At 68.8% G+C, this 20778-nt stretch carries 23 protein-coding genes; 12 read left to right on the forward strand and 11 right to left on the reverse strand.

Annotated features, from left to right (window positions below; all coding sequences use genetic code 11):
• The first annotated feature begins 93 nt into the window (after positions 1-93).
• The 3 genes from OG555_RS12345 (at position 94) to OG555_RS12355 (ending at position 3843) form a co-directional block, all read left to right on the forward strand.
• Complete coding sequence (locus OG555_RS12345; RefSeq protein WP_329482975.1) at positions 94-2331, forward strand: HelD family protein; 2238 nt, start codon at positions 94-96, stop codon at positions 2329-2331.
• A gap of 76 nt (positions 2332-2407) precedes the next feature.
• Entirely contained in the window at positions 2408-3076 is a 669-nt protein-coding gene (locus tag OG555_RS12350) for an excalibur calcium-binding domain-containing protein (RefSeq protein ID WP_329482976.1), read from the forward strand.
• Between the two features lie 344 nt (positions 3077-3420).
• Positions 3421-3843 carry a M23 family metallopeptidase gene (locus OG555_RS12355; RefSeq protein ID WP_329482977.1) on the forward strand — a complete coding sequence of 141 codons (423 nt, stop codon included), beginning with the start codon at positions 3421-3423 and terminating at the stop codon, positions 3841-3843.
• Between the two features lie 125 nt (positions 3844-3968).
• Here the strand turns inward: OG555_RS12355 and OG555_RS12360 are convergent, their stop codons facing one another.
• From OG555_RS12360 to OG555_RS12380, 5 genes are read right to left on the reverse strand one after another with little or no spacing between them, the layout of a single operon-like run.
• Positions 3969-4763: a hypothetical protein gene (locus OG555_RS12360; protein ID WP_329482978.1), complete on the reverse strand. Its 795-nt coding sequence runs from the start codon at positions 4761-4763 to the stop codon at positions 3969-3971.
• Entirely contained in the window at positions 4763-5119 is a 357-nt protein-coding gene (locus OG555_RS12365; RefSeq protein WP_329482979.1) for a YciI family protein, read from the reverse strand. The genes OG555_RS12360 and OG555_RS12365 overlap by 1 nt, the downstream gene beginning before the upstream one ends.
• Positions 5119-5568: a YdeI/OmpD-associated family protein gene (locus OG555_RS12370; RefSeq protein ID WP_329482980.1), complete on the reverse strand. Its 450-nt coding sequence runs from the start codon at positions 5566-5568 to the stop codon at positions 5119-5121. Before OG555_RS12370 ends, OG555_RS12365 begins: the two co-directional genes overlap by 1 nt.
• A complete protein-coding gene (locus OG555_RS12375) occupies positions 5565-6206 on the reverse strand; it encodes a DUF998 domain-containing protein (protein WP_329482981.1) in 642 nt (213 codons plus the stop codon). Before OG555_RS12375 ends, OG555_RS12370 begins: the two co-directional genes overlap by 4 nt.
• A gap of 42 nt (positions 6207-6248) precedes the next feature.
• Positions 6249-7190: a DUF1905 domain-containing protein gene (locus tag OG555_RS12380; RefSeq protein ID WP_329482982.1), complete on the reverse strand. Its 942-nt coding sequence runs from the start codon at positions 7188-7190 to the stop codon at positions 6249-6251.
• 76 nt (positions 7191-7266) lie between these two features.
• Between OG555_RS12380 and OG555_RS12385 the strand changes: the two genes are divergently transcribed.
• Complete coding sequence (locus OG555_RS12385) at positions 7267-9927, forward strand: BTAD domain-containing putative transcriptional regulator (RefSeq protein ID WP_329482983.1); 2661 nt, start codon at positions 7267-7269, stop codon at positions 9925-9927.
• A gap of 76 nt (positions 9928-10003) precedes the next feature.
• Positions 10004-10369 (forward strand): VOC family protein, encoded by a 366-nt coding sequence (locus tag OG555_RS12390; protein WP_329482984.1) that lies wholly within the window; start codon positions 10004-10006, stop codon positions 10367-10369.
• Positions 10370-10596: 227 nt separating this feature from the next.
• Here OG555_RS12390 and OG555_RS12395 read toward each other — a convergent pair whose 3' ends face one another.
• Together OG555_RS12395 and OG555_RS12400 are read right to left on the reverse strand one after the other, a co-directional pair.
• Entirely contained in the window at positions 10597-10827 is a 231-nt protein-coding gene (locus tag OG555_RS12395; RefSeq protein ID WP_012924486.1) for a hypothetical protein, read from the reverse strand.
• Positions 10828-11039: 212 nt separating this feature from the next.
• Positions 11040-11801: an SDR family NAD(P)-dependent oxidoreductase gene (locus tag OG555_RS12400; RefSeq protein WP_329482985.1), complete on the reverse strand. Its 762-nt coding sequence runs from the start codon at positions 11799-11801 to the stop codon at positions 11040-11042.
• Positions 11802-11895: 94 nt separating this feature from the next.
• Here OG555_RS12400 and OG555_RS12405 point away from each other — a divergent pair, with 94 nt between their 5' ends.
• Entirely contained in the window at positions 11896-12450 is a 555-nt protein-coding gene (locus tag OG555_RS12405; RefSeq protein WP_329482986.1) for a MarR family transcriptional regulator, read from the forward strand.
• A 61-nt stretch (positions 12451-12511) separates the two neighbouring features.
• A complete protein-coding gene (locus OG555_RS12410; protein ID WP_329482988.1) occupies positions 12512-12877 on the forward strand; it encodes a VOC family protein in 366 nt (121 codons plus the stop codon).
• On the opposite strand, the gene OG555_RS12415 is transcribed toward OG555_RS12410, so the two are convergent.
• Both OG555_RS12415 and OG555_RS12420 read right to left on the reverse strand, forming a co-directional pair.
• Positions 12868-13695 (reverse strand): DUF3152 domain-containing protein, encoded by an 828-nt coding sequence (locus OG555_RS12415; protein WP_329482989.1) that lies wholly within the window; start codon positions 13693-13695, stop codon positions 12868-12870. The genes OG555_RS12410 and OG555_RS12415 overlap by 10 nt on opposite strands.
• A gap of 113 nt (positions 13696-13808) precedes the next feature.
• Positions 13809-14288, reverse strand: coding sequence for a GNAT family N-acetyltransferase (locus OG555_RS12420; RefSeq protein ID WP_329482990.1), 480 nt, complete (start codon positions 14286-14288; stop codon positions 13809-13811).
• 102 nt (positions 14289-14390) lie between these two features.
• Here OG555_RS12420 and OG555_RS12425 point away from each other — a divergent pair, with 102 nt between their 5' ends.
• The 3 genes from OG555_RS12425 to OG555_RS12435 all read left to right on the forward strand — a co-directional run bounded on the left by OG555_RS12425 (position 14391) and on the right by OG555_RS12435 (position 17113).
• Positions 14391-15914: an LCP family protein gene (locus OG555_RS12425; protein WP_329482991.1), complete on the forward strand. Its 1524-nt coding sequence runs from the start codon at positions 14391-14393 to the stop codon at positions 15912-15914.
• A gap of 84 nt (positions 15915-15998) precedes the next feature.
• Positions 15999-16529, forward strand: coding sequence for a helix-turn-helix domain-containing protein (locus OG555_RS12430; RefSeq protein WP_329482992.1), 531 nt, complete (start codon positions 15999-16001; stop codon positions 16527-16529).
• Between the two features lie 11 nt (positions 16530-16540).
• Complete coding sequence (locus OG555_RS12435; RefSeq protein WP_329482993.1) at positions 16541-17113, forward strand: PIN domain-containing protein; 573 nt, start codon at positions 16541-16543, stop codon at positions 17111-17113.
• A 19-nt stretch (positions 17114-17132) separates the two neighbouring features.
• Here the strand turns inward: OG555_RS12435 and OG555_RS12440 are convergent, their stop codons facing one another.
• Both OG555_RS12440 and OG555_RS12445 read right to left on the reverse strand, forming a co-directional pair.
• A complete protein-coding gene (locus tag OG555_RS12440) occupies positions 17133-17867 on the reverse strand; it encodes an SDR family NAD(P)-dependent oxidoreductase (protein WP_329482994.1) in 735 nt (244 codons plus the stop codon).
• 48 nt (positions 17868-17915) lie between these two features.
• The gene (locus OG555_RS12445) at positions 17916-18518 is read right to left on the reverse strand and encodes a TetR/AcrR family transcriptional regulator (protein ID WP_329482995.1); all 603 of its coding nucleotides are present in this window, start codon (positions 18516-18518) and stop codon (positions 17916-17918) included.
• Between the two features lie 289 nt (positions 18519-18807).
• Here OG555_RS12445 and OG555_RS12450 point away from each other — a divergent pair, with 289 nt between their 5' ends.
• Together OG555_RS12450 and OG555_RS12455 are read left to right on the forward strand one after the other, a co-directional pair.
• Positions 18808-19713 carry a Vgb family protein gene (locus tag OG555_RS12450; RefSeq protein ID WP_329482996.1) on the forward strand — a complete coding sequence of 302 codons (906 nt, stop codon included), beginning with the start codon at positions 18808-18810 and terminating at the stop codon, positions 19711-19713.
• Positions 19714-19813: 100 nt separating this feature from the next.
• Positions 19814-20728 carry a UbiA prenyltransferase family protein gene (locus OG555_RS12455; protein ID WP_329482997.1) on the forward strand — a complete coding sequence of 305 codons (915 nt, stop codon included), beginning with the start codon at positions 19814-19816 and terminating at the stop codon, positions 20726-20728.
• The last annotated feature ends 50 nt before the right edge of the window (positions 20729-20778 follow it).

Consider the following 20778-nt stretch of genomic DNA (forward strand, 5'->3'; position numbering starts at 1 on the left):
AGCGGATAAACTCAAGGATTTGTGGCTGCGACCAGAAATGCAGAAAACCATTCTGGGAGCCAAGGCGATGAATTTTACCACGAGGGGTTGGAATTGCCGAATCCGGTCCACGCCGAACAGGCGCACCTGACCACGTTCTACGCCGCGCTGGATGCCGAGCGCGAGCGCACGGAGGAGCGTTCCCGGGACGAGCAACTGGTCCAGACCCGCAACGCCCAGGCCCTGCACCTGCGTGACGGCCGGATCCGCGACCTCAAGCTCCGCCAGGCCCGGCTGAACGCCGCCGAGGAGGGCCTGTACTTCGGCCGTCTCGACGCCGCCGACGGCGAGATCCTGCACATCGGCCGGATCGGCCTGCACGACGCGGACTACGAACCCCTCCTGGTCGACTGGCGTGCACCCGCCGCACGGCCGTTCTACATCGCGACCGCGGTGGCGAACCATGGCGTCGTCCGGCGCCGGCACATCCAGACCCGGCTGCGGAACGTGGTCGACGTCCAGGACGAGCAACTCGATCTGGAGCGGGATGCGGCGGACGCGTCCAAGCTCGGGACCGGCGTGATCGGCGAGGCCGTTCTGCTGAAGGCACTGGAGGCCCGGCGGACCGGCCAGATGGAGTCGATCGTACAGACGATCCAGGCCGATCAGGACCGGATCATCCGCTCCGAGCTGCCCGGAATCCTGGTCGTCCAGGGCGGTCCCGGCACCGGCAAGACCGCGATCGCGTTGCACCGGGCCGCATTTCTGCTTTACACCCATCGAGAGCAACTGGAAAAGCGCGGAATTCTGGTCGTCGGGCCGAATGCGGCGTTCCTGCGGTTCATCGGCCAGGTGCTCCCGTCGCTCGGTGAGGACGGTGTCCGGCTCGTCACCGTCGCCGAGCTGTACCCCGGCCTGACCGCAACCCGGCCGGAGACCGCCGAGAGCGCCGAGGTGAAGGGTCGCGTGGTGATGGCCGAGGTGATCGCCAAGGCGGTCGCCGACCGGCAATGGATCCCGGACCGCCCGGTCCGCCTCACCGTCGACCGGACCGACCTCGAACTCGACCCGAAGGTCTGCCTCGCGGCCCGCGAGCGCGCCCGGGGCCGGAACCTCACCCACAACCAGGCCCGTCCCTACTTCCTGACCGAGATCGTCGACCACCTGACGAACCAGTACTCCGACCTGATCGGCACCGATCCACTCGACGGCGAGAACCTGCTCGACGACTACGAGCTCTCGGAACTGCGCAAGGAAGTCCTCGCCGAGCCCGCGGTCCAAGCACTGCTCGACCAGCTCTGGCCACTACTCAGTCCGCAGAAACTCCTCGAGGATCTGTACGGCGACGAGGACCGGCTGGCGTTGGCAGCACCGCAACTGACCGCACTCGACCGCGAGCACCTCCTGCGGTACGGCGATGACTGGAGTCCGTCCGACGTACCCCTGCTCGACGAATCCGCGGAGTTGCTCGGCGACGACGGCACCGAAGCCGCGAAGGAGCGTGCGGCCCGGGCCCGGGCGGTCGCCTACGCGCAGGGGGCGCTGGACGTGCTGTCCGGTTCCGGCTCGACCGACTTCGACGATGAAGACGAGTCAGAGGTTCTGACCGCGAAAGACATCCTCGACGCCGAGATGCTGGCCGAGCGGTTCGAGGCGGACGACGACCGCACGCTCGCGGACCGCGCAGCGGCCGACCGGCGGTGGACGTACGGGCACGTGATCGTGGACGAAGCGCAGGAGTTGACCCCGATGGCGTGGCGGGCGATCGCGCGCCGCTGCCCGCTGCGCTCGATGACCGTGGTCGGCGACGTCGCGCAGACCGGCGCGATCGGTGGCGGGACGAGTTGGTCGGCCGCGCTCGGCGAGACCTTCGGCGATCGCTGGCGACTGGCCGAGCTCACGCTGAACTACCGCACCCCGGCCGAGGTGATGGATCTCGCTCAGGACGTACTGCGCGAGGTCGACCCTTCCGCGCGAGCACCGCGCTCGGTCCGGTCCACCGGCGTGAAGCCGTGGCACGCGGACGTGCCCGCCGCCGAGCAGGCCCTGTACGTCTACAAGATCGCTGCCGAGGAGACGCAGTACGGCCAGGTCGGCGTCATCACGTCCCGCAGCCGGCTCGAACTCGTCCAGGAGGCGGTCGCCGACCTCGCCGGCGTCACGGTCCTGAGCGCGCGCGAGGCGAAGGGCCTCGAGTTCGACTCCGTCCTGGTCGTCGACCCCGACGGCATCGTGATCGAGTCCCCGCGCGGTCTGCGGGACTTGTACGTCGCTCTGACCCGATGCACCCAACGACTCGGAGTCGTCGGCACGCTTCCCGACGTACTCCAGGACTCCGCCGCCTGGGACTAGGGGTCGGCGCAGATGCTCTGCCGATGAACCGTGGACACCGATGACCCCCGGAGCTTCAATGACAGCGGGGGGAATCATGAATGGAGAACTGTATTCGCGCACGCATTGTCACAAGCCCGGTCGTTTCGGTCATGAACGCGGCAACGCGACCCTGGCAGCGTTGGCCGGAGTCGCGGTCGGGGTCATCCTCGTCCTGCTAGCGTGGTTGCTGGTGCTGATGACCAAGGATGATCCGTCGAAGCAGGCAGCCAGCACGCCGGCGTCCGCGCCGGCGGCGCCCGTCTCTGTGGCGACACGGACCGTGGCACCGCCCGTCGAAGGCACCACGACGTCGTCCGCACCCGCAGCACCGAAGGTTGCCGGCGACGTGGGATCGTTGCCCGCGGGACTGTTCTGCCGGGACCTGAAGGCCAAGGGGTACAGCTACGTGGCGGCGATCGATTACTGGCGGCTGCACGGCCAGCCGGACCAGATGGATGCCGACCGCAACGGAATCCCGTGCGAGACCGTCTATTCGCGCGGCGATGTCGCCGCGTACTGGAACGGGCGTGAGGTGACCGGCGTCGTGCCGTGGACGGCTGGGTTGTTCTGCCGGGATCTCGCGGCTCGGGGAGCGACGTACGCGCAGGCCGTCGCCTATTGGTGGTACTACGACATGCCACAGCGAATGGACGCGGACAAGAACGGGATTCCCTGCGAGACGGTGTATTCGACGGCGGCGGTCAACGCCTTCTGGTTCCCGTGACGGGTCGGGTCTGGGCGGTTTTTCTGACGTGTGCGGTGGTTGTCGCGGCCGCTGGGATCTTCGCGCTGTCGTCGGCCGGTGTCTTCGAGCGTGGGCAGCCGAGTAGTCAGAGCGGGCCGGTCGCGACGCCGACGCGCGTCGCGACAACGCCCGAGCCGACGCCTAAGCCGACACCTGAGCGGACGCCGACTGCCGGGCCGACGCGGCGTACGACGGTGCCTGTTCGGCCTTCGGCGGCGCGGATTCGGTACGTGTTCCCCATCGCCGGATGTCGGGCGGATGCTTCGCAGAGTCACCATGACTATCCGGCGTCGGACGTGTTTGCGAAGGTCGGGTGCCGGTTCGTGTCACCGGTCGATGGGCGGGTCGACGAGGTGACACGGGTGGACGCGTGGGATCCGAAGACCAATGTGGGGGCGGATCGGGGCGGACTGTCGGTATCGGTCGTCGGCGTTGACGGTGTGCGGTACTACGGCTCGCATCTGTCGGCGATCGAGGCTGGGATTCGTCCGGGGGTGTCGGTGCGGGCCGGGCAGGTGCTCGCGCGGACCGGCAAGACCGGAAGTGCTCGCTTCACGCCGCCGCATCTGCACTTTGCGATCAGCTGGCCTACGGCCGCGGGTGTGTGGTGGATCCGGCGTGGGGCCGTGCCACCGCAGGCGTTCCTCAACAGCTGGCACGACGGTGGCCAACTCTCACCTGTCTCGCTGGTTGCCAGGACCAGACGCTCGTACGGCGTCGACCGTGGTTGCCGGACGTACTGCTGACACGAAGGCCAGACCGAGCAGCGCATCACCGAGCGGCATCACGTCGACGTTGGCGCGCGCCGGACATCAGCTCTCCGTACTCCGTCGTACGAGCGAGAGCCGCTGCTGGATCTCGCTCGTCACGGTCACGAAGCCGAGCGACTCGTACAGCCGGGAGGCTCCCGTCGGATTGTCCGCGTCCACGCCGAGCGCGGACCGATCCACAGCTCGCGTACGCCGGTCTGTTCGGTGTCGACCGTGAATTCATAGCCCAGCGCGAACGCCGCGATCCGATCGCCGTCGACCACGATCCTCGACAACTCCGGCCGGAAGGCGTGGTGACTGGTGAACCATTTCGTCCAGTGCTCCTCGCTCTTGGGGAGGAATCCCCACTGGCCGGTGAAGATCTCGTTGTAGGTGAGCCGCAGCAGTTCGTCGTACCGCGGGTCGAATCCGATCATCGCGAACCCGTCGGGCAGCGACGGCACCCGCACCGGCTGATCGTCGTACCAGCGCCGCATCACGCGGTAGTAGCGGATCGGCCGGAACCCCCGGCTCGCGACCAGCGCGAGGCCACCGGCGTTGACCGGCTGGACCGTGACGTCGACGACCTCGCCCTGCTCCGCCGCGCGCCGCAGTTGCCAGTCGAGGAGTGGCCCGCCGAGACCGCGTCGCCGGAACGCAGGGTCGATGCCGCCCTTGAGCGTGACGATCGGCTGCCCGTCGACCACGTCCGGCGGCGGGACGAGGCCGTACCCCGCGAGCCGGCCGCCGAGCCATACGCCCAGCGAGTCCGCACCGTCGAGCTCGTCGGCGAAGTCGTCAGGGGTGACGTGGCTGCCGCTGTCGTCGGCGGTGGCGATCGCGTTCGCGACGTCGACCGCCGCGGGCGGGTGCTCAGGCCCGAGCGGTCCCGTCGTCACTCCAGCGGGCCAGCCCATCAGGACTCCGGCCCGACCACTTGGCGGATCTCCGACTCACCCTCCCAGCCCGGCCAGGTACGACGGTGGAGGTCCATGAAGCGCTTGGTCCAGTAGATGACCTCGTCGCGGGTGGCCACCTCGTACACGGCGTACGCGCCGAGCGGGGTGGGATCTCCGCACGGGCCGTCGGTGACGGTGAGCTCACCACCGGAGACCCCGACCCGGGTGGCCGTTGCGAGAGGCAACAACCCGGCCGTGTCGATCAGCACCCCGCGGCGAGCCGCCTCCGCCCCCAGCGCGGCGATTCCTTCGGCCAGCTCCGGCGGCGGGAACCCGTGCGTTTCGGCAGTCCGCAACACCGCGATGAAGCGCATCAGCGCGCCCTGCCCTCGCGCAGCATCCCGATCGACTTCTCGATCCGCCGGTCCCGGGTCTCCTCGGTCTTCGCCCCCGTCACCTGCAGGACGTGCCACTGCTGCTTGCTGTAGCTCAACGTCTCCCAGAACTCCTTGGCCTTCGCATCCGCGGCCAGCGCCGCGGCCAGTTCCCCGGGTACGTCGAGCTCGCGCGGAGCCGTGTCGAGGTCCACCTCGACGTCGAGCACCTCGCCGGGCGTGACCGCGGCCTCGGTACGGCGTTCGGCGCTGAAACCGAGCAGATAGCGGCCACCCATCCGGGCGATCGAGGTGCGGAACGTGTAGCCGTTGACGGTGACGCTGACCTTCGGATGCGCGCCGCCGCCGAGGGACTCGACGACGCTGTCCGGGACGACGAAGCCGGCCGTGTTCTTGCCGGTGGACAGGAGCTCGGCGGTGAACTTCATCGGATCTCCTCCGTGCGAGTGCGGACCATCAACAGAGTCAACCAGGCCCAGCCCACGATCACCGCGACCGTGAAGCCCAGGTTGACGACCGCGGTGCCGCTGCCGGTGGCCAGGCCGACCAGGCCGAGGATGTAGAGGATGCCGGTGATCAGCGAGAAGCGCGACCACCCGCGCTCGTTGTCGCGGCCGAAGCGGCGGGCGACGACGAAGCAGGCGACGATCAGGCCGATGAATCCGATGAACCCGGCGATGATGTGACCGAAGCTGTGCCACGAGACGGTCTCCGGCAGCCCAGGCGGCGTACCGATCGGAAAACCATCGGCCGGGTCGGCGCGCATCAGGCCCGCGGCGGCGACACCGGCGCCGTACGCGAGGATGCCGCCCCAGGCCCAGCGCGACCGGAGTCCGGCCCGGCGGAGGGCGAGTGCGCCGACGACGGTGAGCAGGCCGGTGACGACCATCATCGTGGAGTGGATCCAGCCGCCGGTGCCGTTCGCCAGCAGACTCAGCGAGTGGCGACGGATGTCGTAGCCGTCGCGGACGATCGCCTCGATGGTGCCGACGCCGACATACAGCGGGCCGGCGAGCGCGCCCGCCAGGAGAAGTGATGCTGTGGATTGCTTCGTGGTGGTTGTCATGCCGGCAAGCCTGCGACCGGCCACTTCAGAAACTCTTTGGGCTCAGAAGTCGATATGCATGACGGCGCGGCGTGTGCCCGGCCGATTCACCTCGGCATACCCGGCATCGGCGAACATGGCGAGAGTGCCGACGAACCCGCCGTCCACGAGGTCCGGGTAGCCCTCCACAGCGCGGGCGCCGCGTTCACGGGCGAACCCGGCGGCCGCACGGGCGAGCGCGCGGCCGACTCCTCGGCGCCGGTAGCCGACGCGGGTGACGAAGCAGGTCACGGCCCAGACGGTGGTGTCCGCCTTGTCCTCGGTGCGGCCCAGCCACGGGACGCGGAAGTCGCGGAGCAGCCTCGGGTGGTCCGCCCGCGGCGCGACAGCGCACCAGCCGACGGGCTCGCCGTCGAGATACGCGACCAAGCCGCTCGTCGCCCGTGCCTTTCGGTTTCCGCAGGCGGTCTGGTCGCGGAGCCGGGCGGCGAGCTCTTCGGGACCTTCGGACGCCCAGGACTCCTTGGGCAGCATCCGGAACCGCTGGCACCAGCACCGTGCGGTCTCACCGGCCGTGCCGAAGACCGCCCGCAGGTCCTCCCAAGCCGCCTCGTTGGCCGGAACGATCGTGAGTTGCTCGGCGGTGACCGGCTCCCGCGAGCCCGTCGGGCGGGGAACCGGCACCCGCTTGGCCGGCGGCCTCTTCTGCCTCCGGGGCTGCGCGTCGAACATGAGCCGAATGTCCACCGCGTCGCCTGCGTCCAGTCCTGCGGGTTTGCGCACGGCGTCCTTCAGCGGAAGCAGGTAGCCACCGTCCTTCTGCCACAGCGACGTCTTCCACTCGGTGCTGCCGACCCGAACGCGGATCGGCAGCATCCCCCAGCCGTAGCCGGCGGCCGAGGCCGCGCCCCGCAGGACGGCACTTTCCTCCTCCGGCACGGGCACGAAGTAGTACGGCGCCGGCCCGCGCCACTCGATCACCTCGCCGACGAACTCTTGATCCATGCCCAGAGACTAGGCCCCATTCCGGACACACAACTTCCGGATTCACCGACGGCTTTCCGGCCTTAGGCTGACCCGCATGCGTTTCGGCGTGCTTGGGCCGGTCACCGCGTGGACCGACGACGGCCAGGCGGTGCGGATCCCGGATCGGAAGGTTCGGGCGCTGCTGGCCGATCTCTTGCTGCACGCCGGCCGCCCGGTCGCCGCGACCACGCTGATCGACGACCTGTGGGGTGACGACCTTCCGGTCAACCCGACCGCCACCCTGCAGACTCGCGTGTCCCAGCTGCGCCGTGCGCTCGACGAGGCCGAGCCGGGCGCGCGGGAGCTGATCCGGACCGGGCCGGCCGGTTATCTGATGTCGGTGGCACCCGAGGAGCTCGACTCGGGTCGCTTCCGAGCGCTTGCCACCCGCGCCCGGCAGACCGGGAGCGCACAGATGCGCGCCGCGACCCTTGCCGACGCGCTCACGGTGTGGCGAGGTCCGGCGTACGCCGATGTCGCGGCGGACGCGTTCGCACGGGCGGCGATCGACCGGCTCGACGAGGAACGGCTCGCCGTGCAGGAGGCGTGCGCCGAAGCCCGGTTCGTCCTCGGTGAACACGAGGAACTGGTCGCCGAGCTGGCCGAACTCGTCGCCCGCAATCCGTTGCGCCAGCGGCTCCGCGCCGTACAGCTGAAGGCCTTGCATCAGGCCAGGCGGCAGGCGGAGGCGTTGGCGAGCTACGCCGACCTGCGGGATCGGCTACGCGAGGAGCTCGGGCTGGATCCGAATGCCGAGCTGGTCGCACTGCAGCAGACGATCCTCACGTCGGAACCATCGGCGTCGGCGCAGCGCAAGACCAACCTGCCGGCCGTGGTGACGGAGTTGATCGGCCGGGATGCCGCGATCGACGAAGTCGTGGCACAGCTCCAGGCGGCGCGGCTGGTGACCCTGACCGGTCCGGGTGGCGTGGGCAAAACGAGCCTCGCCCTCGCGGCGGCTCGCCGCATGACTCCTCCCGACGGCGTTTGGATGGTCGACCTGGCGACGCTTGAACCGGGAGCCGATGCCCATGAGGTGGCGGAGTCGGTCGAAGCCAAGGTTGAGCCTGGCTCCGATGTGCTGGTCGTCCTCGACAACTGTGAGCATGTGATCGAGGCCGCCGCGCAGGTGGTGACGGGGCTACTGCGTGAGCGACCCGGTGTGCGGATCCTCGCCACTAGCCGGGAACCGCTCGCGATTGCGGCCGAACATCGCCATCCGGTGCCGCCGCTGGATCTTCCGGTCGCCGGGAGCGACGCGGCTGACAGCGCGGCGGTGCAGCTCTTCGTCGTCCGCGCGGAGGCCGCCGATCCCCGCTTCAGGCTGACCCGCGACAACATCGACGCGGTTGCGGCCTTGTGCCGGCGGCTGGACGGGCTGCCGCTCGCGCTGGAGCTGGCGGCGAGCCGGGTGGGCGCGATGGACGTTCGCGACCTGGTCGACCGCTTCGACGATCGCTACCGGCAGCGTGGTTTGCCGGACCGCCAGCAGACGCTGTCGGCAATGGTGGAGTGGAGCTGGGATCTCCTCGGCGATCGCGAGCGGGCGGTGCTGCGGCGACTCGCTCCGCATCCCGGCGGTTGCACGCTGGCCGCGGCCGAGGCCGTGTGCTCGGGTGACGACGTACCGGTGGCCGAGATCGCGGAGGTCCTCAGCAGGCTGGTCGATCGGTCGCTCGTCGTCCGCGTCGATGGGACGTCGGGGTCCCGGTATCGGCTGCTGGAGACCGTGCGGGCGTTCTGCCTGCAGCGGCTGGAGGAGGCGGGCGAGGTCGAGGCGGTCCGGCGACGGTACGAGCGCTACTTCGAAGGGCTGGCGCAGCATACAGAGCCGCGGCTCTACGGACACAGCGAGCTGTTCGCCTACCTGGGCGGTCTCTACGGCGAGGCCGCGCCGCCTCGGAGATCGTTGCCTACGGCAAGGCGCCCGCGGATCGAGACCGTGCGGTCGGCCGACGGTACGCCGATCGTCGCCGAGGTGTACGGCGACAGCGGTCCAGCGATCGTGCTCGTCGGTGGAGCGCTGAACGACCGGCGTACGTTCATCCCGCTGGCGAAGTGGCTGGCCGACGGGTTCACGGTCGCGACGTACGACCGGCGGGGGCGCGGTGACAGCGGGGATGTGCTGCCGTGGGCGGTCGACCGTGAGCTGGAGGACCTGGCCGCGATCGTCGAGCTCGTGGGTGGATCGGCGTACGCGCTCGGTGTCTCGACGGGGGCCGTGTTCGCGGCGGAGGCGGCAGCGCGTGGTGTGCCGATCAGCGGGCTGCTTCTGATCGAGCCGCCGTTCATCATCGACGACACACGATCAGTGCCACTCGATCTCGCCGGCCGGTTGCAGGAGCTGGTCGCGCAGGGCCGGTACGGCGACGCCACCGAACTGTTCCTGATCACGGCGGTGGAGATGCCGGCCGAGGTGGTCGCCCCGCTGCGGACCGCTCCACTCTGGAAGGACCTCGAGGCGCTGGCGCCGACCCTGGCCTACGACACCCTGATGATGGGCGACTTCACGATCCCGGACCACTGGGCGACCGCGATCACCGTGCCGGCGCTGGTGATCGACGGCGGTGAGAGCCGGGACTGGCGACGCAACACCGCGCAGGTCGTCGCCGAGGTGCTGCCGGGCGGGCGCCGGCTGACGATGGCTGGTCAGCCACACGACGTCGAACCCGAGGTGCTCGGACCGATCGTGACGGAGTTCATCACCCGGCCCTGATGTCGAGACGGCCGGCGCGGCTCCGACGTACTGGATGTGTGAGCTGATCGGCAGCTCGACGGACAGAGGAGACACCGTGGCACGGCCCGTTCTGAACAGCATGTTGCTCGGCAGTACCGACCCGGACCGGTTGACGGCGTGGTACCGCGACGGCTTCCACGCCGAGGTCGACGGGTACGCAAACCTGAACCTCGGCGGCTTCGGCCTGGTCATCGAGCACCGCGACGACGTCACCACCAAGACCGTCGAGCCCGGCCGCTGCATCGTGAACTTCGCCGTCGAGGACATCGAGGCGACGGCCGCCCACCTGCGCACGCTCGAGGTCGAGTGGCTGGTGCACCCGGAGGATCGCGGCGTCGGCTGGTTCGCCACGCTGATCGACCCGGACGGCAACTACGTCCAGCTCATCCAGATGAAGCCGGAGTACTACGCCGGGCTCTGACGACAAACGTCCGCACCGGACTTGGGGTTCCGGTGCGGACGCGGTCTTGCGTTGTCAGGCGCATTTGCAGGGAAGAAATGGCGGCAAGCGAGGAGCAGAACGCCAACACTCGCTCGCCGCCCAAGACCGGTCCCTATGGGTGATCGAGGTGAGGTTCTCGACCCTTGCCGTGTTCCGGGTGGGTTGTCTGGTGAGAAACGGAACGCGAAAAGGTACCGGGGGTCTTCTCAGCGGGGGGCTACGTCCCACATGCGCTCGCCGGGCAGGGGGTCGGGGAGCCGGTCGACGGCGGGCATCGGGTCGTTGGTGACCCGAAGACCGGCGAAGCGACGGCTCATGGCGTGTGCGTACCGCTCGGCCAACGCCGGCTCGGCGTTGTAGTCGGCGATCACGTGCTCACCGAACCAGACTCGGACGCGTCGGCGCTCAGACGTCTGGGTGGCGGTGGCGGTTGTCACTGGTCCTCCTAGCAATTCTTCGAGGGGTGGTCGGCCTGGGAGCGCGGAGCGAGCGCGGTGCCGGTGCGCCGTGTGTTCACCGTCACGTCAGATCCAACGGAGGACCGAGACGCGAAGTCACGCCCCGATCGCGATTTGTCCGCCGCCGGGCAAACTTTTTCGAGACCAGCCAGAACCGCATTCTTCGAGCAGGTCTTCGACTGTCGTGATTTTCAGTCGAACGGGCCGCGGACGGAGACGCCACCGTCGAGGACGACCTGCTGTCCGGTCATATACGAGGACGCGTCGGACGCGAGGTAGACGACCGCGGCGGCGACCTCCTCGGAGCGGCCGAAGCGGCCGGCCGGGATCTCGTCGACCACCTCGGCGTCGACATTCGCGTTGGCCACCGCGGTCGCGATCGCGCCGGCCGCCGCGACGTTCATCCGGATGCCGTCGCGGGCATACTCGGCGGCCACAGTCCGGGCCAGGCTGAGCAGTCCCGCCTTCATCACGCCGTACGCCGCCTGCTGCGGAGCGGCCATGAATCCGGTGACCGAGCCGACGCTGACGATGGTGCCGCCACCTTGCTCAAGGAAGACGCGCAACGCCGCGCGAATCGCCCGCGCCACGTAGCGGAGGTTGACCTCGTAGATGGTGTCCCAGTCCTCGTCGGCCATCTCGTGCAGCTTGACCGCGGGCACGAACGCGACCTGCCCGCCGACGACCGTGACCAGCACGTCCAGTCCGCCCAGCTTCTCCACCGCGCCGGCGACCATCGCCTCGATGTCGGCCAGCGAGCGGACATCACCCGACACCGGGTACGCCGTACCGCCTCGCTGCCGCACTGTCTCAGCCGCCTCCTCGGCACGACCTGGGTCGAGGTCCCCGACCACGACCGCAGCCCCTTCGTTGCCGAGGGCCTCGGTCACCGCCCGGCCGATCCCGCCGCCACCGCCACCGATCACCAGCGCTCGTTTCCCGCTCAGCTGCATGGTCGCGAGGGTAGATGATCAATGCCTTCAGATTCACAGGGTTTCTTCAGGAACGACACGCCGAGCTGTCAGAACCACTCCGTACGCTGGAGGCGTGACCATCGAAGACGCTGGAACGAAGGCTCTTGCGGTCCCTCAGCGGGGGGCCAACGGAGTCGCCCAATCGGCTCCGACCGGCCTCGCGGCCGTGCAGACCGAGCAACTGATCGGCGACGTCGGCGACGCACTCCGGCTGCTGGACGCGGTGGAACGCGTCCGCGGCCACGCCCACCCACTGATCCTCGGTCTGCAGGACGCGGTCGGGATCAAGATGCCGGCCGCGCTCGTGCTGAACGCGATCGGGAACGGCCGGACCACCCCGGACGAGGTCGCCGACCAGGTCGGCATCACCCCGGCCGAGGCCGAGCTGGCGATCGCGGATCTGGCAGCGCTCGGCATGGTCCGGACCACGCCGCTGACCGTCACCTCGCTGGGGCAGGCGCGTCTGTCCCAGCTCGACGGACTGACCGTCCGTGTCCTCGACGTCGTCACCGGCATCCTCGGCCCGACCGACGCGGCACATCTGGTCCGCCTGCTGCACACCGTCGCGGACGGTCTCGAGTCCGCCACCGTCACCCGGGCCATTCCCCAGGTCGCGCTGCACAACTAGTGTCGAAATGACGCCGACGGCGTCGACGTACCTGATGTCAGGCAAGCGAGGAGGACATCAGATGTTCAAGGACACGAAGGCGTTCAGTGGGTTCTCGGTGAACGACCTGGAGGCGGCGAAGGCGTTCTACGGCGGGACGCTCGGACTGGATGTCGGGGAGGCGAACGGGATGCTCCAGCTGAAGGTTGCCGGCGGCAACCCGATCCTGGTCTACCCGAAGTCGGACCACGTCCCGGCCGAATACACGATGCTCAACTTCCCGGTCGCGGACATCGAGGGGACGGTCCGGGAGCTGACCGGCCGCGGCGTCAGCTTCGAGCGCTACAACAACGATCAGGACGATTCCGGCATCTACCGCGGGATCGGCCCCCTGATCGCCTGGTTCAAAGACCCGGCCGGCAATGTCATCGCAATCATTCAGGAGTGAGGGACGCGGTCGTCGTACTGACCTAGGCGGCCGGTGTACCGGGCGCCGTCGAGGTACGGCCATGCGTACGGCGTGCAGCCGTGCAGACCCAGCGTCTGTTGCTGCATGACCGGCGCCGGCTGACCAGGCCCCGGGCACAGCTCGTGCCCGCGGCCGAGCCGGTGCCCGGTCTCGTGGTTGATCATGTACTGCCGGTATGCCGTCAGCGGTGCGCCGTAGTTCGGTACGCCGTGCACCCAGCGCGCGACGTTGAGGACGACGCGATCGCCGATCCGGCAACTGGTGTACCGGTCGGGCGCCGCCCCACAGATCGTGTCGCGTGTCTGCGGCGTGACCAGCATCAACGTGAAGTCGGGGTCCTGCCCCGACCCGACCTGCCGGAACCGCCACAGCCCGTGTGACGCCCAGCCCTGCGGCGCGCCGTACGTCGTCCGCACGAACTGCGCGAACGCGGCCCGGTCGATCCCGGTGATCCCACCCTCGATCGCGATCTGGAACCTCATCAACCGCCCGGATCGCCCGATCACCGCCGCATTGCCGGGCAGAACGGCGTACGAGCGGGACCCTGCCATCGGATAGGTGATCACCGGCTGCGGCTTCACCGCCGGTGCTGAGGACGACGGGTTGACCGGGCCGCTGGGTGTCTGTCGCGAAGCAACCGACGACGACGCGACGCCGGCCGAGCCGGTCTCCGCGGCGCGGCGATCCGGGTAGCCGTGGCGGGCGAACGGGCTGGCCGGCAGTTGGTACAGCGCCGCGATCACGGCCACGACCGCGATCGCCCACCCGATCGTCCTGACGACAGTCCAGCGGCGCATCTGGTGAGCTCCTCACACCGCACCCGCGGCGGGCGCGTCCTCACTGACTACTTGCCCCTGTGCCCGCAAACCCTTCTCCGCCCACGGATGCAGGCGGTTTCCAGCGTGGTGGGTCAGCTCCGGCGGAAGCGCAGTGTCGGATAGCGCGACTCGGTGAAGCCGAGCGCCCGGTAGAGCTCGATGCCGTGGTCGGTCGCGTGCAATTCGACCTGGCCGACGGCGGTCTCGTCGCGGAACCAGTCCATCAGCGCAACCACGCAGGCCCGGGCCAGGCCGCGGCGGCGGAAGTCGGGCTCGGTGCTGACGTTGTACAGGTGACCGCGAAGCGTGGTCAGGTCGTTCGGGCCCGGCGGGTGGACGTAGACATTGCCCGCGGCGCACGCGACCAATCCGGCCGCCGGATCGTCGACGACGTACGCCGCGAAGGTCTCCGGTGACGCGAGCTGCTCGACGAACCACTGCCGCGCGGCCTCCCGCCACGGCGCGTCCGGTCCGCCGAGATCGTTGCCCATCGCAGCGAGCATCAGTCCACGCAGCCGGACCAGGGCTTCCGCGTCGTCCGGCTTGGCCCGCCGTACCTGAATTTCGGTCACATGGACGATCATGCCAACTTTTTGCCGCGTCAGTGAATCGTAGGTAGTGGACGCGCACCGGGGACGCGTCCACTGTCTTGTCGTCGGCCGTCGAGGGAGACCATGTCGTCGAGTAGCAGAGCCCGCCGTGCCTCACCCGGACGCGCCCGGAGGGCGAAGCCTCGGCAACGGTCCGCCCTCGCCGCGCTGGCGGTCGCCATCCTCGGTGCACTCCTGCCCGGTACGGCGTACCTGGTCGCCCGCCGGATCCGGCTCGGCACCCTGCTGACGACGCTCAGCATCGCGCTCTACGGCGGAGCGGCGTACGTCGGGCTGCGACGACGGGACGACGTGATCACATGGGCACTGGATCCCGGGCTGCTGCTGTGGATGGTCGCGGGACTGGGCGCGCTCGCCCTCGTGTGGGTCGTCGTACTCGTCACGTCGTACAAGATGTTGCGCCCACTGACCGTCGGACCGGGGTCACGGGTGCTCGGCTCGCTGGTGATCGGGCTGGTGTGCTTCGGGATGGTCGCGAGTACGGCGATGGGCGCGGACACGCTGATGGCGCAGCGCAGCCTGGTCCAGAAGGTGTTCTCCGGCAAGGAGTCGAAGAGTCAGACCCGGCCGACGATCATCGCTCGCGACGACGTCTGGCAGCAACTGCCGCGGGTGAACGTGCTGCTGCTCGGCGCGGACGACGGTGAGGACCGGCAGGGGACGCGCACCGACACGGTGATGGTCGCGAGCATCGACACGAAGACCGGGGACACCGCGCTGATCTCGCTGACCCGGAACTGGATGCGGATGCCGTTCCCGGCCGACTCGCCGCTGCACAAGATCTACCCGACCGGGTTCTGGGATCCGGCCAAGGGCGACAAGGATCAGCCGGACTACTACCTCGACGCGATGTACCGGATGATCCCGGCCAAGCACCACGGCATCATCGGGCCGTCGGACAACGAGGGCGCCGACATCCTGAAACTCTCGGTCGGCGAAGCGCTCGGGCTGAAACTGCACTACTACGTGCAGATCAACCTGGCCGGGTTCGCGCAGTTGGTGGAGGCGCTCGGCGGGATCACGGTGAACATCAACTACCCGGTCCCGGTCGGCGGCAACGACGACAAGAAGATCCCCGCCAGCCGGTACCTGCAGCCAGGCCCGAACCGGAAGCTGAACGGGTCCGACGCGCTGTGGTTCGCCCGCGGCCGTTACATGGTGCCGACCGCGGACCTCGCCCGGCAGGCCCGCCAGCGCTGCACGGTCAAGGCGATCGTCGAACGGGCCACCCCGCAGAACGTCCTCTCCAACTACGAGGCCATCGCCAAGGCCGGCGAGCAACTGATCCGCACCGACATCCCACAGAACCTGCTCGGCGCCTTCGTCACCCTCGGCCAACGGGTCAAGACCGCCAAGATCACCAACATCGACCTCGACAAGAAGAAGAACTACCCCAACGGCCGCAACCCCAACTACGCCAGCATGCGCACCATCATCCAGCAAGCCCTCAACCCGTCCGCCAAACCCCGCAGCACTCCCACCACACCCCGGCACACCACCACCACGAAGCCGACCACTACGAAGCCGACCACCAACGCAGCCGACCTGACCTCAGCCTGCGCCTACAACCCAGGCCCACCCGGCTGATCGCCCGCTGGTTGTGCAGTGGTCGGCTAACGGGCTATTATTCGAACGTTACGAACACGATTTCTTTTCGTTCGCGGGAGGGTGATGACCGCCGAGGCGCTGGAGCAGCAGACCTACCTGCCCGACCAGCCGGAGCAACTAGCCACCGTCGCCAGCTTTCTCGAGGCACACCAGAGCCGACGGGGCTCGTCGCCGGAGCCGCGGTACTTCCTCGCCGGCGCGCAGGAAGGCGATCAGGTCGAGGTCCCGGAGGCGCTGCACATGGTTCTCCTGCAAGTGGTCGAGGCTTTGAAGGCCGGCCACGCGGTCACCGTCGCACCACAGAGTTCGAAGCTGACCACACAGCAGGCGGCCGACCTTCTCGGTGTCAGCCGCCCGACGGTGGTCAGGCTGATCGATCAGGGTGACCTGCCGGCGGAGCGGATCGGCACCAGGCGGAAGGTCCTGCTGCGCGAGTTGCTCGATTACCGGGAGCGCCGTCGCCAGCGTCAGTACGACGCCATCGCCGCCACCGGTGTCGAACTCGACGCTGAGGACGACCCAGTCGCCGTACAGGAACAGCTCCGAGCCATTCGCCAAGAGCTCGCCGACCGGCGCCGCGGCCACACCAGCTGAGAGCCGCCGGAGTGTTCAGCGCAGTCCTCGACACCTCGGTCCTCTGGCCCAGCACCCAACGCGACTTCCTGCTCTCACTCGCGGTGGAGAACCTGTATCGGCCCTTGTGGAGCAGCGCGATCCTCGAGGAGTTGCGCTACACGAATCTACGGAAGCTCCTCGCGCGATCCGTTCCACCGGCGAAGGCCGAGGCGCAATCGGCCCGCTTGATCGAGCAGATGCGCCTCGCCTTCGACGACGCCGAGATCCCGCACTGGGAACCGTACGAAGGAACCTTCGGCCTTCCAGATTTCGCGGATGAGCACGTCGTCGCGGCCGCGCTGGCCGGCGGTGCCGGGGCGATCGTCACCGAGAACCTGAAGGACTTCCCCGAACGGTGCCTACCCCGCGGGATCCAGGTAGTGGCGTCGCGAGAGTTCGCTGCCGATGCCGTGTCGGTGAGCCCGGAGCGGGCCCTCCGAGCCGTGAGCAGGATGTCTGCTCGTAGACGCTATCCGCCAGAGTCTGTTGACGACCTCCTGCTGGTGTTGCGCGAGCGATACGGCATGGATGAGGCCGTCACGATGCTTGGAGAGCTGCTCTGACGCGGACTAGGGTCGTCGGCTAGGCGTAGCGGATGCCGAGGCCGCCGTCTACGGACCAGTTGGCGCCGGTGACGAAGGCGGCCGCTTCGGAGGCGAGGAAGCAGACGACCTCGGCCACGTTCTCCGGGGTGCCGATCCGGCCGAGCGGATGGACGCCGAGCGCCTTCTCGCGTTCGCCGGGGATCGTGTCGAAGAACTCCTCCAGGAGATCGGTGCCGATGTAGCCGGGGCTGACGGCGTTGACGCGAACGTTGTGTGGGGCAACGTCCAGGGCCAGCGACCGGGTCATCCCGACCAGGCCGGACTTGGCCGCGGCGTACGGGAACATCCCGGCGGTGGTCAGGCTGGAGTGGATCGACGCGATGTTGACGATCGAGCCGTGCCGGCCCTCGATCATCGGCGGGAGCACCTGACGCGCCATCAGCCAGGCGCCCTTCAGGTCGACGTCGAACACACTGTCCCACTCGGCCACGGACATCTTGGTCGCGTCGGCGTACGCGTTCTTGCCGGCGTTGTTGACCAGCACGGTGACCGGCTTCCCGAGGTCGTCCGTCAACTTGCCCACCGCCTGGCGGACCGACACCTCATCGGTGATGTCACCGACCGCCGCCACCACCCTTGCACCGGTTTCGGCAAGCTCCGCGGTGGTCGCGGTCAGCTGATCGGCCAGTATGTCGACCAACGCCACCGCGGCGCCTTCCTCCGCAGCCTTCACCGCCACCGCCCGACCGATCCCCCGCGCGGCCCCCGTCACCAACACAATTTCGTTCGCCAACCGTCCAGTCAAAACAGTCTCCTCAGCCTAGGCGTGCCTGGAGCCTAGTCCGGACATACCGACCGCGGCGGCGGCTCTCGCGTAGTGGTCGGCGGTTGCTCGGGGCATGGGTTGACGGAGGAGAACAAGCTGGTGGTACAGGGGGCCGGTTGCGGTCATCAGGAGTTGATGGGCGTTGGTTGTGGAGGGCAGCTCGCCGCGGGCGATCGCTCGGCGTACGACGGCTTCGCTGCGGGTGTAGCGGTCGGACCAGAACGCGGTCAGGGCCTCGGCGGCTTCCGGGGTGCGGAAGGAGGCCGCGATGACGGCCTGGGTGACGGACGGGCGGGCAGCGAGCGCGGCGTACACCTCGCGGTTGAGGCTGATCAGGTCGCCCTCGAGTGAGCCGGTGTCGGCGGGCTCCCAGGTGTCGTCGAGTCCGGCCTGGAGCAGGTCGACGAGGAGCCCGGCGACGGTCTTCCAACGGCGGTACACGGTGGTCCGGTGAACGCTGGAACGGGCCGCGACCGCGTCGATCGTGAGGCCGTCGTACCCCTGTTCGGCCAGCTCGGCCTCGACCGCGGCGAGCACGTCGGCGCGCACCCGCGCGGTGCGTCCACCCGGCCTGCTTGCAGGTTCGGCATCCGTCATGGCATGATCTTAACGCAACAATCGTCGCATTAATGGAGGCAGCACGTGATCTTCTGACCCGCCGTTCGCAGCACCCGAACCCGCGCGAGTCAGGAGGATCCCCATGTCTACTCAGCTGTCCCTGCACGACGACCCCACGTCCTATGGGACAGGTCCGAGCCGCGCCCCCGGACGACACCCTCCGGTCGCCACCTCGACCGGTACGCCGGCGCGCTCGTCGTGGTCACGCACGACCGCCACTTCATCTCCCGCCGGCACGGAACCACCCTCGCCCCGAAGGAGACCTCCCTTGCCAATCACTGAACACACCATCGCCGGTCCGTCCGACGGCCCGTACGCCGTCGCCGTCACCGCCGACGCGCTCTGGACAACCCTCGTGCACACGGGCCAAATCGCGAGGCTCCAACGCGGCGGCGAGCCGGCCGCGGACGATGACCGCACGGGCGCCGGTATGCCCGCCGCGAGGGAGGCGCGGTTCGAGCTTGGTGCGCCTGGGTCTCGGCCGAGTCTGATCGTGCCTGGGCCGGACGACGCCGTCTGGTTCACGCGTAATGGTGATGATCACCTCGGGCGGATCGGGTACGACGGCGCCGTGTCCGCGGTCGCCGTCGCGGGAGCGCCGTACGGGCTTTGCGTGGGACCGGACGGGGCCCTGTGGTGCACGCTGATGAACGTCGACCAGATCGGGCGCGTGACAGTCGACGGCGAGGTGTCGACGTATGCGATCGGGACCTCAGGCGCGTTCCCGGCGATGATCACCGCGACCGATGACGAGCTGTGGTTCACCCTCAACCAGGCCAACGCGATCGGCCGGATGAGTACGAGTGGCGAGGCCACCACCTATCCCCTGCCAACCGAAGGTGCCGGCCCGGTCGGCGTCAGCTCCGGACCCCAGGGCGTGTGGTTCGTGGAGATCCTCGCGGATCAGGCCGGCCGCATCACACCGGACGGGAAGATCGAGGAGTTCCCGCTGCCGGCGGGCTCCAAGCCCCACGCGGTGGTCGCGACGGACGACGGCGGCTGCTGGATCACGTTGTGGGCCGCAGCCGCCCTGGTCCGATTGGATGCCAACGGCAACATCATCGCCCAGTTCAACCTAGGCGAAGGCTCCGAACCCCACGGCCTAGCAATCGACACAGACGGTTCAGTCTGGGTAGCCCTGGAGAAGGGTTCGCTCGCGTACGTGACCACCTGACCCGACAGGCGCGTGGGGTTGACCACATTCAGTCGGGAGAGTGAGGGGGGTCACTCGGTGGGTGGAGGACGGCGAGCCGTGGCGGGAGGAGAGTGGGGTTGTGACCACGGTGGTGGGGGTTCGGCGCGCGGGGCCGCGGGTTCGGGATGTGGTGGCGGTCGGGCGGCCGGCGTTCTGGGTTGTTTCGATCGTGCCTTATTACGTGGGGATTCTGCTGGCGACGCATCGGCTGGTGCCGCCGCTCGACGAGTGGCCACGGTTGATTGTCGGCGCCGTCGTGATGGGACCGCTGGTCTGGCTGGCGGTGCTCGCGGTCAATGACGCGTACGACCTGCCGAGCGACCGGCTCAACCCCCGCAAGGCGAAGTCACCACTCCTCGACGGCCGCATCACGTTGCGCGCGGCGAAGCGCCTCGCCTTCGCCGCCGCGGTCGCGGCCGTCGGACTGAGTCTGCATGTCGGGATCGTGTTCGCACTCGGCGTACTGCTCGCCGTCCTGCTCGGGTACGCCTACAGCGTCCCGCCGGTCCGCCTGAAGACCCGCGCCGGCTTCGACGTCGCCGTCAACGCGCTCGCCCTCGGCGCCTTCGGACCGCTGGCCGGCTGGGCCGCGATCAACCCGGACCTGAGCGGCTTTCCCTGGCTGATGGGCTTGCAGGGCACCCTCGCCGCGGTCGGCCTCTACCTCCCGACAACCCTCGCCGACCTCGAGGCGGACCGCGCCGCCGGCTACCACACGATCGCGGTTCGCTTCGGCGCGCGGACGACGTACCTGATCGGGTACGGCGCCTGGATCGCGGCGGCCGCACTCTCGGTCGTCCTGGCCGCGACCGGCACGATCATCCCGCGCAGCATGCTGGCCCTGGAGGTCGTGATGGTCCCGGTCCTGATCGCGGCGTACGGCAAACTGATCGGCCCGCGTCAGTCCTTCCGGGGGATCATCGTGCTCGCGGCGCTCTTCCTCTTCCCCTGCGGCACTTTCGCCTTGACCTACACCGGCATCATCTCAATCTGACAGGACTGTTACATTTAATCTAACAGTACTGTTAGATCCGAGGAGCGTCC

This window comes from Kribbella sp. NBC_01484, assembly GCF_036227145.1.
Classification (GTDB): Bacteria; Actinomycetota; Actinomycetes; order Propionibacteriales; family Kribbellaceae; genus Kribbella.